Source organism: Streptomyces sp. LUP30 (assembly GCF_001746365.1).
Classification (GTDB): Bacteria; Actinomycetota; Actinomycetes; order Streptomycetales; family Streptomycetaceae; genus Streptomyces.
In genome coordinates, this window is record NZ_MJAJ01000009.1 from 41,510 (window position 1) to 57,792 (window position 16,283).

The window sequence follows — 16,283 nt, forward strand, 5'->3', positions numbered from 1 at the left end:
GGTCGGCCGTCCCACCCACCGGCCGCGCCGACTGCGAAGGGAGGCGGACCACCATGGCCGACACCGTGCTGGTCACCTACGGAACGACGAACGGATCCACCGCGGAGATCGCCGAAGTCGTCGCCGACGTCCTGCGCAAGGCCGGACTGTCCGTCGAGTCGACGCCGGCCCGGTCCGTGACGGGCGTCGAACGGTACGACGCCGTCGTGGTCGGCGGCGCGCTCTACGCGGGGCGCTGGCACAAGGACGCGCGGCGGTTCGTCCGCCGCAACCGCGGCCCCCTCGCGGAGCGTCCGGTGTGGTTCTTCAGCAGCGGTCCCCTCGACGCCTCGGCATCCGAGCGGGACATCCCGCCCGTGCGGGGCGTGCGGCGGGCCCTGGACCGACTGGGCGTCAGGGACCACGTCACCTTCGGAGGGCGCCTGGAGGAAGGCGCCGAAGGGCGGGTGGCCGGGATGATCCTGCGCTCGGGCAAGGGCGGAGACTTCCGGGACTTCCGTGCGATCGAGGCGTGGGCCGAAGCCGTCGCCGCCGCACTGACGCACACCTGAGAGGAGCGGCACCGTTCGGCCGTCCCGACGGCCGGTGGGGAGGACCGGCCGGACAGGCGATGAGGGCCGGACGGCCCAAGCGGATCGAACGGAAAGACGACAATCTGGATGTGCTGGGGCATCCCGGCAACCGGAAAGGGACGGTGAAGAGCGTCATGACAGGCCTCCTCTCCCACGGCCCCGGCCTGCCCGCCCGGGAGGACGTCGTCCAGTACCCCGGCATCGCGGAGCCCGCCGACGCCGTCGTGCGGGTGGGCGCCGTCACCCTTCCCCCTGGACCGCATCGAGGAGGCGGACGACCTCTTCGCGCGGGCCGCCGACACCGGCGCTCGAGGTGGTCCTCGGCGAGCGATCGCACGCGGAGGCCGCTGTCCGGGCGGCCTGACGAGAGGACGTGACAGGTCATGACCGAACAACACACGGCGAAGGCGCCGGAGGGACCGCCGTCGGGCGATCTGGGCCGCCGGCTCGCCACCCGCCGCACGCAGCTCGGACTGACGCGCGAGGAGACAGCCGACCGGGCCGGCATGGCGCCCGGCTACCTGGGGCACCTGGAGGAACACCCCGACGCCTCGCCGAGCCACGGCGCGCTGCTCAGACTGGCGGGAGCCCTGGAGACCACCCTCTCGTCGCTCACCGGAGGCGACGCCGACCAGCCGCCCGGACCCGGACTGGCCGGTCACTCACCGAAGTTCACCGAGCTGAGCAGGACCGAGTGCGGCGACCTGCTCTCCACGCACGGTGTCGGAAGGCTCGCGGTGCCCACCGCGCAGGGCCCGGTGATCGTCCCCGTGAACTACAGCGTCATCGACGGCACGATCGTCTTCAGGACCGCACACGGCGCCACGCCGTCCCTCGCGGTCGGCTGCCCCGTCGCCTTCGAGATCGACCGCATCGACGACGCGTTCAGCCAGGGCTGGAGCGTGCTGGTGCGCGGCCACGCGCGCATGGTGACGGACCTCGGCGAGGCGCAACTGCTCGCGCGACGTGCGCACAGCACGCCCTGGGCCGGCGGCCGGCGTGACGTGTGGGTGCGCGTCGAACCGTATGCCGTCACGGGACGCCGCATCACCGTGTGAGCCGGTTCCTCCCCGGGTGGGCCGAAGGCCGCCGGCCTCCGGCCGGGGTCCCGCACGGCTCGACGACGGACCGGCTCAGCACATTCATCAGGTGAGAGGCGAGAAGGCAGATGGACGCCAACGACGGATTCCGCGACCTGGACCGGCAGGAGTGCCTGCGCCTGCTGGCCACGGCGCCGGTGGGGCGCATCGTGTACACACGGCACGCGCTGCCCGCCGTTCTGCCCGTCAACTTCTGCCTGGATCACGACGGCGCGGTGCTGGTCCGCACGTCGGCAGCCTCGGAAATGGTGCGCGCCGTCGACGGAGCACTGGTCGCCTTCGAGGCCGACGAGGTCGACGACGCCACACACTCCGCATGGAGCGTCGTGGTCATGGGAGCGGCCGCCGTAGTGACCGACCCCGCGGAGCACACGCGGATGCTGCGCACCGGGCCGCGTTCCTGGGCGCCCGCGGCGCAGGAGGTCTTCCTGCGTATCGACCCGGAGCTGCTCACCGGACGCGAGCTCATCGGCGGACGTTCCCTGTACGGCGTACGCCTTCCCCGGTGAACAGGCCTTGCCCGCAGGGTTCGTTCAGCATCGGGGAGGGTCCGTCCGGCGGATGCCGGTCACCTCGGTCGGCGCGCGTCCTGCCGCCGAGCAGTCCGGCGCGGTCACGGCCGCGCTCGGCGAGGTCGTACACATGACGGACCGTGGCGGCGGTCGGTCCTTTCCATGGGGCCGGTCGGCCCAGGCCGGAAACCCCGGCCACCCGGACCGATCCGCTACCGGGCGCTCAGGCCGGAGACTAACGTGGCACATGATCGGACCGCTGGGCGTCCGAGCGTCGAGGGCCGGAGGAACGCAGGTGGGAAGCTCCGAGGAAGCCCGCGTACGGCTGCCTCAGCTGCGACTGGACGAGCTGCTGGAGGAGCTGCAGGCACGGCTGGACGCGGCCCGCGGCACCCGGGACCGGGTGCACAGCCTGCTGGAGGCGGTGCTGTCGGTCGGCAGGGAGCTGGACCTGGAGCAGGCCCTGCACAGCATCGTGGAGGCCGCCGCGGCGCTGGTCGACGCGGAGTACGCCGCGCTCGGCGTGATCGGCCCGGACGGCAGGAGCCTGTCGGCCTTCCACACGGTCGGCGTCAGCGAGGAGCAGATAGCCGACATCGGCCCGTTTCCCGAGGGGCACGGGATCCTGGGGGAACTGATCCGCCATCCCGAGCCGCTGCGCCTGGCGAAGATCTCCGAGCACCCCGCCTCGTACGGCTTCCCGGCGCACCATCCGCCGATGAACACGTTCCTCGGCGTCCCGATCCGGGTGCGTGACCATGTCTTCGGCAACCTGTACCTGACCGAGAAGCGGGGCGGCGCACAGTTCGACGAGGAGGACGTCTCGGTCACGCAGACGCTGGCCGTGGCGGCCGGGGTCGCGATCGACAACGCCCGGCTCTACGAGGAGTCCCGGCTGCGGGAGCGCTGGCTGCGGGCGAACGCGGAGATCACGCACAGCCTGATGTCCGGCAGCGACCGTACGGAGGTTCTCGCGTTGATCGCCGAGCGGGCCGGCGAGATCACCGGATCCGCCCTGGCGGCGGTCGCGCTGCCCATGCAGGACACCGGGTCACTCGCCGTGGAGATCGCCGTCGGCATGGACGCGGAGGCGCACCGGGGTCTTGTGCTGCCCATGGACAGCAGCCTGATGGGGCTGGCCTTCTCCCGCGCCTCATCGGTTTCCAGCGCCGACGTCGGCCAGGACGACAGGATCTCCCTGGAGCCGCCGCGGTTCGACGGGCTCGGCCCCGCCGTGGCCGTGCCCATCGGCACGGGCTCCGCAGGTCCGCGAGGGGTGGTCCTCCTGGCACGCAAGGCCGGCCTGCCGGCGTTCTCGGTGACGGAGACCGAGCCGCTGCAGGCCTTCGCCGGGCAGGCCGCACTGGCGATGGAGCTTGCGGAACGGCGTGCGGACGCCGAGGAGGTCGCGGTGCTCCAGGACCGCGACCGCATCGCCCGCGATCTGCACGACCTGGCCATCCAGCGGCTGTTCGCCACCGGCATGACCCTTCAGAGCGCCGGCCGTTTCATCGAGCACGAGGAGGCCGCCGAGCGAGTGGCGCGCGCGGTCGACGACCTCGACGAAACCATCAAGATCATCAGGTCGACGATCTTCGCCCTGCGCACCCGAAAGGGAGCGGGAGAGGCCGGGCTGCGGGCGCGTGCCGTACGGGTGGTCGGAGAAGCCGCGCCGGTCCTCGGCTTCGCCCCCGGCGTCCGGATGGAGGGTCTGCTGGACACCGACGTACCGAAGGAGATCGCGGATCACGTGGTGGCGGTGCTCTCCGAGGCCCTGACCAACATCGCCCGCCACGCCCACGCGAGCCGTGCCGACGTCCTTCTCACCACCGACGGGCGGCAGGTGCGGCTGTCGGTCGCGGACAACGGGACGGGCATCCCGGCCGGCGGCCGCCGCAGCGGTCTGCGGAACATGGCCGAGCGCGCCGAGCAGTTGGGCGGCCGGCTGGAACTGGGCAGTCCGGAGGGTGGCGGCACCACGCTTACCTGGCAGGTGCCGGCGCGGAAGTCGTAGCCGTCCAGGAGCACGGCCCGCGCCTGGGGGGTCACGCGGGCCGAGAGCGGCACGAAAAGGCGGGCCTTCGCAACGACTGTGCGCGAAGGACGCCACCCGCTTACCGCGGATCCTGAGTGTGCGGTGTGCGGTGTGCGGTGCGCGGTGCGCGGTGTGCGGTGCGCGGTACGCGGCTTGCGAGCGCCGCTCCTCCGTGCCTTGGCCGCGATCTGCCCGCCACCTCCGGCACACCACCAGGACGGCACCGCCCGTCGCGCGCGGGGAGCTCGTCCCCGGCCCATCGAGCGGGGCGGCGGCATCTTCGCGGGGCCGATCGGCTCCCGGCGGGGACCTCCGGCCCCTCCTGCGGCCCGGGCGTCGCTCGGAGACTGATGGCGCACCCCTGAAGGAGGTCCGCACGTGCCCGCCGTCATCGTCGGTGGCGGTGGTCCCGCACGACTGACGCGAGCCGCCCGGTACTGACACGGTCGGTGTGCTGACCATCACGGTCCCGGTCCCGGAGGGGAGGGCGGGTACCAGGACCATCCGGGTGCGGCGCGGCTGCGGCAGGGCGCGTCGGGTCGCACCGGGTGTGCGCGGCCGGCGGGATCGTCGGCCGCGCACACCGAAGCCACGATCAGCAGCCCCAGCAGAGGCAGCCGACCGCTTGGAGGTGGCCACGCGAACGTCGTGCACACCGGGCTGCTGGGGTTCAGAAGAAGCTGAGAACTTCCTGTGCCAGGCTGACGCGTCGTACCGGCCGTCACGGGCAGACCGTGGGCGCGTCGTCTCCGCACGGTCACCTTCTGGAGGAAACACCCGATGAGCCTCACCGTCGTCAACGGGCTGCCCGCACACGTCCTGATCGTGCATTTCGTCATCGTGCTCGTCCCCCTGAGCGCATTGGCGGTCGTGGTCGGCGCGATATGGCCGAGCGCGGCGCGGCGCATGGGAGTGGTGCTGCCGTTGCTGGCACTGGTGACGCTCGCCAGTGTGCCCCTGGCCACGCAGGCGGGCGAGTGGCTGGAGGAGCACGTGGCCGGCAACGCCCTGGTGCGCAGGCATGCCGAGCTCGGCGACGGGCTGCTTCCCTGGGCTGCGGGTTTGCTGGTGCTGGCAACGGCGATCTGGTGGACGGCCCGCAGGTCGGCCGCGGCCGAGGCCGGATCCGGAGAGGGGAGCCGGCCCGTCGCGGCACGGTCCGCGACGGCCGTCCGTGTCGTGACAGCGGTGCTCTGTCTCGGGGTGGCCGCGGGCGCCATGGTGGACGTGTACCGGATCGGGGACTCCGGGGCCAAGGCCGCCTGGCAGGACGGCTTCTCCAAGACCGCCCGGGGCGACAACGGCTGACGGAGGGATACGCGGGTGGCGCGCGAGCACCGGGCTGCACCGGGCCACATGGAGAGCCGTGTGGCCGGGGCTTCCCGGGAGGTACGGGGGACGGCGGACCGGTCTGCCCCGCGCGTCAGGGAGTTCCCCGTACTGACCCAGCCGGCCGGGGGCGGTCTGCGGCACGTCGATATGACCACCCACTGCGGGTGACGCGGCGCCGCGGTGACGCGACGGTCAGGCAGTGGCGGGCAGGGGGCGCCTGGCGACCTCGTGGGCGTCCTCCTGGGGCAGGCCCAGCGTGCGCAGAACCATCTCAGCCAGGTTCGCCGCGGCCTCGTCGCCGTTCAGGTCGGGGCGGGCCCGACATGAGCACCAACGTCCTGCGCACCGCCGACGGTTACCAGGCGATCCTGCCCCAGACTCTCGGCTCCGCTCGGGCGGACGGCTCCGGGCCGGTCGGTGTGCGCCCCGGTCGAGCAGGTCGTCAACCCCGCCACCGCGGACGCCCCCGGCCTCGTCGACCACTACGCACGCCTGGGCGCCGTACGCCGAAAGCGGTGGGCCGCGATGTCCGTCGACCACGCACGTTGCGAGGGCCACGGCCGTGCGCCGAGCAGGCCCCCGCCGTCTTCAGCCTGGACGACGACGCCGAACTCGCCCACCACTTCGAGGGCGTCCGGTTACCTGCCGTGCATCAGCCCGCCGCTCGCGCCGCCGTAGAGGCCTGCCCGACGGCCGCCCTGCGAGCCCTGCCGTGAGCGCACGGCGCCCGGTGCTCGTCGTCGGCGAGGCGCTCGCCGGCGTCACCGCCGCCCGCCCCTGTCCGGGGCGGTCCTCGAGCAGTTGGCCGTCACGCAGACCGACGGCGGTGGATACCGAGGTCAGCGCACCCTTCCGCGCGGTTTCAGCGGCACCGACGGCAGCTCCGGTGCGGGCAGGGGGCCGCCGTCGTAGCCCTTCACCTCGCCGAAACGGGTGCCCTTCATCCAGTCCTCGCGAGCCTGCACGATCTCCTCCTGGGACCGGCCGACGAAGTTCCACCACATGACGAGCTCCTCCTCGAACGGCTCGCCGCCGAGCAGCATCAGGGCCGCGTCCGACTCGGCCCGCAGGGGCAGTTCGGTGCGGCCGCAGCCGAGGTAGAGCATGGAGCCGGGGAGGACGGGGACGCCGTCCACGTGCACCTCGCCGGACATCGACAGGACGCCGTACTCGAAGTCGGGCAGCAGCGGCAGCCGGACGTCGGCGCCCCGGGCGAGGGCGAGGTCTGCTCCCACGATGGGGGTGTACGCCGTTCCGGGGGACGTGGAACCGTCGAGGTCGCCGAGGAGCACCGTGGCGGTGAGGCCGGGCGCGGTGACCGTGGGCAGGTCTGCGTGGTGCTCGAAGCGGGGGTCGGTGTGCCGGTGGACGTCCGGCAGCGCCACCCAGAGCTGCGCGCCGTGAAGAAGGCGGGCGTGCGTCCGCGGACTCTCCTCGGAATGGCTGATGGCGCGCCCGGAGGTCATCAGGCCGAGTTCCCGGGGCCGGATGGTCTGCAGGCTGCCCGTCGAGTCGCGGTGCAGCACCTCGCCCTCGTGCAGCCAGCTGACGGTCTGCAGGCCCATGTGGGGATGCGGCGGGACCTGCATGCCGGGTTCGTCGGCGATGTCGTCGGGCCCGTAGTGGTCGACGAAGGCCCAGGCGCCGATCATGCGCCGGCCGAGATTGGGCAGCAGGCGGCGCACCTCGGTCGACCCGCCGAGTTTCACGTGGCGGGGGCTCAGCAGTTCACGGACGGGTTCGGTGACGACGAATCCGCGGCCGCCGCACACACTCGGCACGGGCGAGCGGTCAAGGTTGCTCATGCGGTCAACCTAGCGCTCGCGCGGGGGTGCGTGGGAACGGGGAGACGCGGCCCGAGGCCGGTGAGCCTCAGGACCCGCGTTCGCACCGGCGTTCGGCCCGGCCGGTCGGTTCGTCGAGCGGTCAGGCGGGTCGAGCGGGCGGTCGACGGCTGCTCGGTCGGTCGTACCGCCGAGCGGTCAGTCGGTCAGGGCGGCGGCGAGTTCTGTGGTCGCCCGTTTTATCTCGGTGTCCGGTTCGGCCAGGAGCTGGCGCAGGACGTCGCGCTGGGCGTGGACGGCGTGGCGGGCCGCGCGTTCCCACGCCACGTAGTTGCCCGGGTGGTGCAGCAGCTTGGGATACGCGACGGCCGTGGTCTCCCACTGCCGGGCGTCGGCGATGCTCTTCAGCAGGCGCAGGATCTTCGCGCGGCAGGTGACCTGGGGGAGCCGGACGAGTTCCCAGAGGAAGGGCACCGTCGCCGCCGTGGCCTCGTCCACGACGAAGCCGAACTGGCAGATTCTCCGGCGGAGTTGGCCGAGGGCGGAGTCGGCGCTGTCGGCGTCGCCCCGGGCCAGCGTGGTGAGCAGGAACGGGATGCCCGCGGCGGATCCGGTGGAGTCCCTGATCTCGGGCCACGGCACGTGTCCCAGGTCCGCGAGCGGTGCGGTTCTCTTCGTGGCAGTCATGTCCGGTGTCTGGTGTGGGTCGGGGATCAGGGCTGGTGTCGGGTCGGCAGCATGGCCCAGACGGTCTTGCCCACGGGGCAGCGACGGGTCCAGCCCCAGTGCTCGGAGAGGGCCTCGATGATGTGCAGTCCGCGGCCGTGTTCCAGGAGGTTGTCGCCGGCGTGCGGGTAGACGGGCAGGCTGTCGCTCGGGTCGGTGACGGCGCACACCAGGTGGGAGCGGCGCAGGGTGAGCCTGAGCCGCACGCGGAACTCGTCCGCCGAGGTGTGCGGGAGTGCGTGCAGCACCGCGTTGGCGGCCAGTTCCGTGACGACGGTGACCGCGTCGTCGCTGCAGTGGTTCAGGGACCAGCAGTCGAGGGTGCGATGGGTGAAGTCACGCGCCTGGGCGAACTCTTCGCGGCTGCCCGTGAGGTTCAGGGCGGCGGTTCTGGGCGAGTCGCGGACGGAGACGGACTCGTGGCTCCGGAGCTGCTGCGCAGGTGATGGCACGGGGCATCTCCCTGAGACGACGTCAGGACGGTGGGCCAGAAGTGCGGTTGACGGCATGGCTATTATCCACGCTGAAGAGGTCCTCGTGCAATTTCACGGGAAATTGCGCGTACGAAGCGAGGAGAGTGCAATGGCGTCAGTGCCGAACGGAGTGCGGGCGAGCTCGCTGGGCGTCCGCTGGCTCAAGAGCAGTCACAGCAACGCCGAGGGCAACTGCGTCGAGGTCGCGGCCCTGGAGGGGGGAGGCGTAGCACTGCGCAACTCCCGTGATCCCGACGGTCCGGCGCTGGTGTACACGCCGGCCGAGGTGGCCGCCTTCGTGGCCGGCGCGAAAGGCGGGGAGTTCGACCATCTGGTGTGAGGTCCGGGTGAAGGCGACGTGAGGATCCGGGGTGGACCCGGTGTGTCCGGCGGACTCGACGGAATCGCACGGGCGGGTGGGGATCCGTCGGAGCGTGAGAGTGTTCGACGGGTGCGAAGGTGCTCGACGGAACCTCAATTCCCCTGCAACGTGCGGCCCGAGGGGTTCGGATGCGATACTGCGGTCTGTCGTCTGCCGGTCCACGGGGAGTCAGGATGTCTGTCGAGTCACCTCGCGTGTCCCGCCTCGAACCGTATCTGAACCGGGCGGAGCCCGCCCCGACCTTGCTGAAAATGCTGGTCGGCGTGCAACTGACCGGCATCCGGGAGGATGCCGGCTACTCCCAGGACCAGGCCGCGCGCGCTCTTGGGTTCAGTCCGGCGAAGCTGTCGCGCATCGAGGCGGGCAAGGGGAGAAGGCCTCCCGTCGAGGCCGACGTGCGCGCCCTGCTGTCGCTGTACGGAACGGCCGAGCACGAGGCGTCCGTGTTGATCCAGCTGCTGCGGCAGGCGGGTCAGCCGGGATGGTGGCAGCGCTACGACAAGCGCCTGATGCCCGAGTGGTTCGACCGGCTGGTCGGCCTGCAGGAGGCGGCCACAGCGATCCGTACCTTCGAGATCCAGTACGTTCCCGGCCTGCTGCAGACTCCCGCGTACGCGCGTGCCGTCGTCGAGCGCGGGCTCCCGTCGGCGACGTCGCGGGAGGTCGAGCGCAGGGTGGAGCTGCGGACCCGGCGCACCGAACTCCTGCGTCGGCCGGACCCTCCGCGGATCTGGGCCGTCCTCGACGAGTCGGTGCTGCTGCGGGTGCTGGGCAGCCGTGAGGTGATGCGTGAGCAGCTCCACCACCTCGTGGAGCTTGCCGGTCTGCCCCATGTCACGGTCCAGGTGGTGCCGTTGGACGTCACGCACGCCTCGGCGCCGGCCATACCGGTCACCTACCTCCGCTTCGGCGGCGTCGATCTGCCCGATGTCGTCTATCTGGAGCAGATCCGCAGCGCCACCTTCCTGGAGGACCGGGACGAGACGGAGGAGTACCGGGTGGCGCTGGACCGGCTGGCCGACGAGGCGCTCAATCCGCGTGAGTCCGTGGCGCTGCTAGAAGCGACCGTGCGGCAGCGCTACGCCTGAGGGTGCGGGGGCGCCCGATCCGGTGTCGCGGCCCGCCGGGGTCGCGCTGATCTCGTGGCGCCGGACCGGGCGAGCTAGCCCAGGCGGGCCACACCGCCGAACTCGATCCACTCCTGCGTGAGTTGGCGGGGCGCGACCTCACTGTCGGGGCGCCAGGTGGAGACCTCGACGAGCCCCGGGTCGAGGATGTCGAGGCCGTCGAACAGCGCGGCGACGTCCTTCTCCTGGCGGACCCGGCCCCAGTGGCCCTGGGTGGCCTTGTCCATGAAGTCGGTGACGAACTCCCTGACGGCAGGGTCCTCGCTGACGAGCTGACACATCAACAGGAAGCTGCCGGGGGCGAGGTGTTCGGTCACCCGGCGCACCACCGCCCGGGGCCCGTCGGTGTCACTGTCGGGGATGCAGTGGAAAACCGAGTTGAACAGCACGGCCACCGGCCGGGAGAAGTCGATCAGCCGCTGGGTGTCCTGGTGGGCGAAGACGGCGTCCGTGTCCCGCATGTCGGCGTGGATGACGGTGGTGCGCTCGTCCTGCTCCAGCAGGGCCCGGCCGTGCACGAGGACCATGGGGTCGTTGTCCACGTAGACGACGTGTGTGCTGGGGTCGATGCGCTGCGCCACCTGGTGCACGTTGTCCTGGGTGGGCAGGCCGGAACCGTGGTCGAGGAACTGCCGGATCCCGTACTCCTGGCTCAGGGTCCGCACGGCCCGCTGCAGGAAGCGCCGGTTGTTCAGGGCGAGGGCGCGGGTGCTGGGGACGACCTTGTCGAGCTCCTCGCAGGCGGCTCGGTCGGCAGCGTAGTTGTCCTTGCCGCCCAGGTAGTGGTCGTACATGCGCGCGGCCGTCGGCACCGCGGCGTCGATCGACGTGGACAGCTGCTTGCCAGGCTGCATCTCTTCCCCCAGATCCCCACCGTGCCATGGGCCGGCGCGGCCGACAACCCATCCTAGGGAAACGGCAATTGACGGCACCACCCCTTGATCGACAGTTCCCCTGAAGGTGTCCACACCTGGCCGAAACCGTACAGGACAGGGGATGAGGGGTGGACTCTGTGTCCAATCGCTGGACTCGTGGTCTAATGGAGGTATGGAAGCCACCGAAGCGAGCCATGGCCGGGAAGCCGAGCGGGACGCGATCCTGCGCGCGCTGGCTCCCGTCGTCGAGGGGATCGCGGCGACTTTCGGGCCGGTGTGCGAGGTGGTCCTGCACGACTACCGGCGACCGGAGCGGTCCGTGACCGCCGTCGCCGGTTCGGTGACGGGGCGGACGGTCGGCGGTGCGATGAGCGAGATCGGCATGCGGGTCCTCGCCCGCGGCGACGACGCCGTCGACGAGCTGAACTACGTCACACGCACCGCCGCCGGGAAGCTGGTGAAGTCGTCCACGATGGTGCTGCGCGACTCGGCCGGCGCGGTGTTCGGCGCGCTGTGCGTCAATGTGGACGTCACGGAGGTGGACCGGGTGCAGAGCGTGCTGGCCGCGCTCGCGGGGACGGCGGGAGCACGGCCCGACACCCCGCCCGTGACCACGTTCGGCGACGACATCGACTCCGTCGTCGACGCCCTTCTCGACGCCCATCTCGCGCGCCAGGACCAGACCTGGGCCGGGCTCGACGGCCCGCGCAGGCTGGCGCTCTTCCGCGGTCTGGACGAACGGGGCGTCTTCGCCGTGCGCCGCGCCGTCGAGCAGGTCGCCGCCCGCCTCGGCATCTCCCGCGCCTCCGCCTACAACTACCTGTCCCGGTCCAGAGCCGCGCGCGACGCCGACGGCTCCGACAGCACCCCCGAGGGAGCACACCCGTGACGACCACACCCCTGCCGATCACCCTCGACGACGTGCGCGACGCGGCCGTCCGCCTCAAGGGCGTCGCCCACCGTACGCCCGTGCTCCGCTCCCGGACCCTCGACCGGACGGTCGGCGCCGAGGTTCTCCTGAAGTGCGAGAACTTCCAGCGTGTCGGCGCCTTCAAGTTCCGCGGCGCCTACAACGCGGCTTCCCGGCTGGCCCCCGAACAGCTCGCCCGGGGCATCGCCGCGTACTCCTCCGGCAACCACGCCCAGGCCGTCGCGCTGGCCGCGCGTGAGCTCGGCGCCACCGCCGTGATCGTCATGCCCGAGGACGCGCCGCGCTCCAAGCGGGCGGCGACGGAGGCCTACGGCGCCGAGATCGTGACGTACGACCGTTACAGCGGCGACCGGGTGGCCGTCGCCGAGGCGCTGGCCGCCGATCGGGGCCTGGCGCTGATCCCGCCCTACGAGCACCCGCACGTCATGGCCGGTCAGGGCACCGCCGCGCTGGAACTCCTGGAGGAGGCGGGGGAGTTGGACGCCCTGCTCGTGCCGGTCGGCGGCGGCGGGCTCGTCGCCGGCAGCGCGACCGCGGTCAAGGGCCTGCGGGCGGGCGTCCGCGTGGTCGGCGTGGAACCGGAGGGCGGGGACGACACCAAGCGGTCGCTGGAGGCGGGTCGGCGCATCGAGATCCCCGTGCCGCGGACCATCGCCGACGGCCAGGCCGTGCACGTCCCCGGAGAGCTGACCTTCTCGGTGAACCGGCGGCTCGTGGACGAGATCGCCCTGGTCTCGGACGACGAGATCCGCTCCGCCATGCGGTTCGCGTTCGAGCGCCTGAAGATCGTCATGGAGCCCAGCGGCGCCACCGGTCTCGCCGCCCTGCTAGCGGGCCGGGTCGTGGCCCCGGGCCGTCGGATCGGTGTGATCGTCTCCGGCGGCAACGTCGACGCCGCCCGCTTCGCCGAGCTGTGCGGTGGTGACGTCTAGGCCCGTGTCGCCCGGATGGCGGCCCCCGGTGGACAGGCGGACGATGGAGGCGTAGGGGTGCGGCTTCCACCGGCGCCGTCCAGGTCCGCCGGGGAGACCGGCCCCGGCCGTGGTCGAGCGCGGCCGGAAGGGAGGAGCGTCATGATCGAAGTGAAGACGCTCGACAAGCCGGACGAACGCCGCGATTTCCCCCGCGGGCACCTCGAGGCCGTCCATATGACGGGGCTCGACTTCGCCGTGGCGACCTTCGAGCCCGGCTGGCGCTGGACCGAGTCGCTCGCGTCGATCGCGGGCACCGCCACCTGCATGATCCACCACAACGGCTACGTCGTCTCGGGACGCATGCACGTCACGATGGACGACGGCGGCGAGGCCGAAATGGGCCCGGGCGACGTCTTCGTCGTCCCGCCCGGCCACGACGCCTGGGTGGTCGGCGACGAACAGTGCGTGGTGTACGACTTCGCCGGGGCGATGGCGAAGGACTACGCGAAGGCCGAGTAGGACCACGAGCAGGGCCGGGGGAGGGGAAGAGAGGGAAGAGGAGAGGAGGGGCGGCGCAAGACGGGGGCCCGGGGCGGGAGAGCCGCTTCGGATCAGATGGGGAGCAGGCGGCCGGTGAGCTCGCCGAGTTGGCGGGCGTTGCGGCATTCGTGCATCGCCACCAGCTCGGCGTACTCCGGCGCGGCCGAGTCTCCGGTGCCCCACAGCGAGCGCGGCTCCGGGTTCAGCCAGTACACCCGGCGGGCCCGTTCGGAGATCTCCCGTACGGACGACAGGTTCGGGTCGCTCATGTTGGTGCGCGCGTCCCCGAGGACGAACACCGTCGTGCGGGGCCCGACGGCCGCGCTGTAGCGCTGCGCGAACTCGCCCAGGGCGACGCCGTAGTCGCTGCTGCCGTGGTAGCCCGTCACCGTCGCCTCGGCCCGGATGCGCGCACCGAGGCCCTCCGGATCGGCGGCGCCGTGCTCCAGCAGCCCCGTCACCTCGTCGATCCGGTTGACGAAGGCGAACACCCGGAGCTTGCTGAACTGGTCGTGCAGCGCCTGCACCAGCAGCATCGTGAAGTCGGAGAACCCCGAGACCGAGCCCGACACGTCGCACAGCAGGACCAGTTCGGGGCGGACCGGCCGACGGCGGCGCAGCACGGGTCGCATCGGCACCCCGCCCGTCGACAGCGAGGCCCGCAGCGTGCGCCGCAGATCGATCGTGCCCCGGGCGGCCCGGCGGCGGCGCGCTGCCATGCGGGTGGCCAGTTTGCGGGCCAGCGGCTGTACCGTCCGCCGGAGTTCGGCCAGCCGGTCCTTTCCCGCGTACAGGAAGTCGACCCGGTCGGCGGTCGGCGCCACCGCGCGCCGGGCGATCTCGTCGCGCCCCCGCCGTTCCGCGACCCGGCGCCGTGCCTCCTGGGCGACCAGGGCGCGGAAGGACTCGATACGGCGCCGGATCTCGTCCTCCAGCAGCCGGTCGGCGAAGCCGGAAGCGCCGCCCCGGGCCCGGACGTCGTCCCGCACACGCGCCAACAGCGTCTGCGGGCGCAGCCGTTCGAGCGTCTGGTGCGACGACCAGCCGTCCGCGCCGGGCGAGCTCCCGTACCCGCCGAGCCCGTCGACCGCCTCGATCGCCAACCGGGCCAGCAGCGCCTCGTCGTCCGCGGCGAGCGCGGCGGCCAGCCGGTCGCGAAGGTCGTCCCGGTCGCCGGGCTCGTCCACCGGCGCGCCGACGCCGTACGGGAAGTACAGGTCGAAGACGGTGTCGAACACCCGTCGCTGGTCCGTGGAGTGCAGGAGCGTCGCGGCCAGTCCTTCTCGGAGCAGACCCCGGTCGGCGAACCCCAGGGCCGCCGCGGCCTCGGCGGCGTCGACCGTCTCGCCGGTGCCGACGCGGACGCCGTGTGCGCGCAGCGCGGCGACGAAGCCGACGAGGCGGTCGGCGACCTCGGCGCTCACCCGGCGTCCAGGTCGAGCTTCGCGCCGGCCTTGAGGATGTCGTCCTGGTGCTTGAGGATCACGCCGAGCGTCTCGCGGACGACGTCCTCGTCGAGGGTGTCGGCGCCGAGGGCGAGCAGGGTGCGCGCCCAGTCGATCGTCTCGGCGACGGAGGGCGCCTTGCGCAGGTCCATGGCGCGCAGCGCGCCGACCACCCGGACCACCGACTCGGCCAGCGCCGCGCCGATCCCGGGCACCTTCAGCCGGACGATGCGCCGCTCCAACTCCTCCTCGGGGAAGCCGATGTGCAGGAACAGGCAGCGTCGGCGCAGCGCCTCGGACAGCTCCCGGCTCGCGTTGGAGGTGAGGACGACGAACGGGCGGCGGGTCGCGGTGACGGTGCCCAGCTCCGGGACGGTGATCTGGAAGTCGCTGAGCACCTCCAGGAGCAGTCCCTCCACCTCGACGTCGGCCTTGTCGGTCTCGTCGATCAGCAGGACGGTGGGCTGGTCGCCGCGGATCGCGGTCAGCAGCGGACGCGGGAGGAGGAACTCCTCGCTGAAGATGTCGGTGCGGGTCTCGTCCCAGGTCTCGCCGCGGCCGGCGCTGATGCGCAGCAACTGCTTGGCGTGGTTCCACTCGTACAGCGCCCGGGACTCGTCGACGCCCTCGTAGCACTGCAGCCGCACCAGCCGGGCCTGCGCCACCTGGGCAACGGCCTTGGCGAGTTCGGTCTTGCCGACCCCGGCGGGGCCCTCCACGAGCAGCGGCTTGCCGAGCCGGTCGGCGAGGAAGACGGTCGTCGCGACGGCGGGGGAGGCCAGGTAGCCGCTCTCCGCGAGGCGGGCGGAGACATCGTCGACGGATGTGAACAACGGGGCCTCCGAGCGGTCGGCGCGGGCTGCGGGCATGGTCGGGGCACTATCTAAGCGCTTGTTCACCTCCTTTGTCATCAGATCGGGGACCGTTGTCAGTGGCGGGCGGTACGTTGCGGATCATGGGTGTTTATCTGGTGAGCGTGGACGCGCGGGAGTGGCTCGGGCAGCACGAGGGCGGGCACGGCGAGACCGCCGCCGCGCTGAACGAGGAGTTGCGGCGGCGCGGACAGCCGCCGTACCTGCCGGGAGAGCCCTCGGGCGCCGGGACCGGCTGGTTCGAGGAGAAGATGAGCCCGTCCATGGAGGGGTTCGCCGCACTGTGCCGGGCGCATCTGACCCGGGCCGAGGAGGAGACCCTCTCGGGGTGGTCCGTCCTGGTGCCGCTCTTCCTCGACCAGGAGATCGAGCTGCCGATCGGCACGTCGTACAGCGATGAGACGCTGGTGGCGGGAGCGCCGCAGGTCCTCGCGATCGCGGAGCGGCTGGCCGCCGTCCTCGACCTGCCGCTGGACGCGATACCGGCGACCGGGAACCTGGAACTGACGCTGTGGTTCCTGGACGGGCAAGGGCGTGAGGTCGCCACCGCCCGCCCCGGACCGTGGGCAGAGGACCTGGACACCGCCTTCTACGTGGCGGTGTATCTGCGGGCGGCCCAGTACTCCCTGCGGCACGGCTGCCCGATGGTCTACTCCTGAGCAC

The 16,283-nt window shown here is 72.1% G+C and carries 17 protein-coding genes and 1 pseudogene; 11 read left to right on the forward strand and 7 right to left on the reverse strand.

Annotation, left to right across the window (positions count from 1 at the left end; genetic code table 11):
• The first annotated feature begins 53 nt into the window (after positions 1-53).
• The 5 genes from BG482_RS10590 (at position 54) to BG482_RS10610 (ending at position 5,527) form a co-directional block, all read left to right on the forward strand.
• Positions 54-551: a flavodoxin domain-containing protein gene (locus BG482_RS10590; protein ID WP_069768691.1), complete on the forward strand. Its 498-nt coding sequence runs from the start codon at positions 54-56 to the stop codon at positions 549-551.
• A gap of 404 nt (positions 552-955) precedes the next feature.
• Positions 956-1,630 (forward strand): pyridoxamine 5'-phosphate oxidase family protein, encoded by a 675-nt coding sequence (locus BG482_RS10595; RefSeq protein WP_069768692.1) that lies wholly within the window; start codon positions 956-958, stop codon positions 1,628-1,630.
• A gap of 110 nt (positions 1,631-1,740) precedes the next feature.
• Positions 1,741-2,181 carry a pyridoxamine 5'-phosphate oxidase family protein gene (locus BG482_RS10600; protein WP_069768693.1) on the forward strand — a complete coding sequence of 147 codons (441 nt, stop codon included), beginning with the start codon at positions 1,741-1,743 and terminating at the stop codon, positions 2,179-2,181.
• Between the two features lie 298 nt (positions 2,182-2,479).
• Positions 2,480-4,198, forward strand: a complete 1,719-nt coding sequence (locus BG482_RS10605) for a GAF domain-containing sensor histidine kinase (protein WP_069768694.1) — start codon at positions 2,480-2,482, stop codon at positions 4,196-4,198.
• Between the two features lie 801 nt (positions 4,199-4,999).
• A complete protein-coding gene (locus BG482_RS10610) occupies positions 5,000-5,527 on the forward strand; it encodes a DUF2231 domain-containing protein (RefSeq protein ID WP_069768695.1) in 528 nt (175 codons plus the stop codon).
• 216 nt (positions 5,528-5,743) lie between these two features.
• Here BG482_RS10610 and BG482_RS45095 read toward each other — a convergent pair.
• From BG482_RS45095 to BG482_RS10625, 4 genes and pseudogenes are all read right to left on the reverse strand, one after another.
• Positions 5,744-5,869 (reverse strand): annotated as a pseudogene (locus BG482_RS45095) (TetR/AcrR family transcriptional regulator); the annotation flags it as partial.
• Between the two features lie 521 nt (positions 5,870-6,390).
• Positions 6,391-7,356 (reverse strand): pirin family protein, encoded by a 966-nt coding sequence (locus BG482_RS10615; RefSeq protein WP_069768696.1) that lies wholly within the window; start codon positions 7,354-7,356, stop codon positions 6,391-6,393.
• Positions 7,357-7,533: 177 nt separating this feature from the next.
• Complete coding sequence (locus BG482_RS10620; protein WP_256096326.1) at positions 7,534-8,022, reverse strand: hypothetical protein; 489 nt, start codon at positions 8,020-8,022, stop codon at positions 7,534-7,536.
• 26 nt (positions 8,023-8,048) lie between these two features.
• Positions 8,049-8,513, reverse strand: a complete 465-nt coding sequence (locus tag BG482_RS10625) for an ATP-binding protein (protein ID WP_256096327.1) — start codon at positions 8,511-8,513, stop codon at positions 8,049-8,051.
• Positions 8,514-8,643: 130 nt separating this feature from the next.
• Between BG482_RS10625 and BG482_RS10630 the strand changes: the two genes are divergently transcribed.
• Together BG482_RS10630 and BG482_RS10635 are read left to right on the forward strand one after the other, a co-directional pair.
• On the forward strand, positions 8,644-8,874 hold the full coding sequence (locus BG482_RS10630; RefSeq protein ID WP_069768697.1) for a DUF397 domain-containing protein: 231 nt from the start codon (positions 8,644-8,646) through the stop codon (positions 8,872-8,874).
• A 215-nt stretch (positions 8,875-9,089) separates the two neighbouring features.
• On the forward strand, positions 9,090-10,004 hold the full coding sequence (locus BG482_RS10635) for a helix-turn-helix transcriptional regulator (RefSeq protein ID WP_069768698.1): 915 nt from the start codon (positions 9,090-9,092) through the stop codon (positions 10,002-10,004).
• A gap of 74 nt (positions 10,005-10,078) precedes the next feature.
• Here the strand turns inward: BG482_RS10635 and BG482_RS10640 are convergent, their stop codons facing one another.
• Complete coding sequence (locus BG482_RS10640) at positions 10,079-10,897, reverse strand: SAM-dependent methyltransferase (RefSeq protein ID WP_069768699.1); 819 nt, start codon at positions 10,895-10,897, stop codon at positions 10,079-10,081.
• A 193-nt stretch (positions 10,898-11,090) separates the two neighbouring features.
• Between BG482_RS10640 and BG482_RS10645 the strand changes: the two genes are divergently transcribed.
• From BG482_RS10645 to BG482_RS10655, 3 genes are all read left to right on the forward strand, one after another.
• Positions 11,091-11,807, forward strand: a complete 717-nt coding sequence (locus BG482_RS10645) for a transcriptional regulator (RefSeq protein ID WP_069768700.1) — start codon at positions 11,091-11,093, stop codon at positions 11,805-11,807.
• Complete coding sequence (locus tag BG482_RS10650; protein ID WP_069768701.1) at positions 11,804-12,781, forward strand: pyridoxal-phosphate dependent enzyme; 978 nt, start codon at positions 11,804-11,806, stop codon at positions 12,779-12,781. Before BG482_RS10645 ends, BG482_RS10650 begins: the two co-directional genes overlap by 4 nt.
• 141 nt (positions 12,782-12,922) lie before the next feature.
• A complete protein-coding gene (locus BG482_RS10655; protein WP_069768702.1) occupies positions 12,923-13,282 on the forward strand; it encodes a cupin domain-containing protein in 360 nt (119 codons plus the stop codon).
• 92 nt (positions 13,283-13,374) lie between these two features.
• Here the strand turns inward: BG482_RS10655 and BG482_RS10660 are convergent, their stop codons facing one another.
• Positions 13,375-14,727 carry a VWA domain-containing protein gene (locus BG482_RS10660; RefSeq protein ID WP_069768703.1) on the reverse strand — a complete coding sequence of 451 codons (1,353 nt, stop codon included), beginning with the start codon at positions 14,725-14,727 and terminating at the stop codon, positions 13,375-13,377.
• Complete coding sequence (locus BG482_RS10665) at positions 14,724-15,581, reverse strand: MoxR family ATPase (RefSeq protein WP_069768802.1); 858 nt, start codon at positions 15,579-15,581, stop codon at positions 14,724-14,726. The genes BG482_RS10660 and BG482_RS10665 overlap by 4 nt, the downstream gene beginning before the upstream one ends.
• Positions 15,582-15,703: 122 nt before the next feature.
• On the opposite strand from BG482_RS10665, the gene BG482_RS10670 reads away from it, so the two are divergent.
• Entirely contained in the window at positions 15,704-16,279 is a 576-nt protein-coding gene (locus BG482_RS10670) for a hypothetical protein (RefSeq protein WP_069768704.1), read from the forward strand.
• Positions 16,280-16,283: the final 4 nt, after the last annotated feature.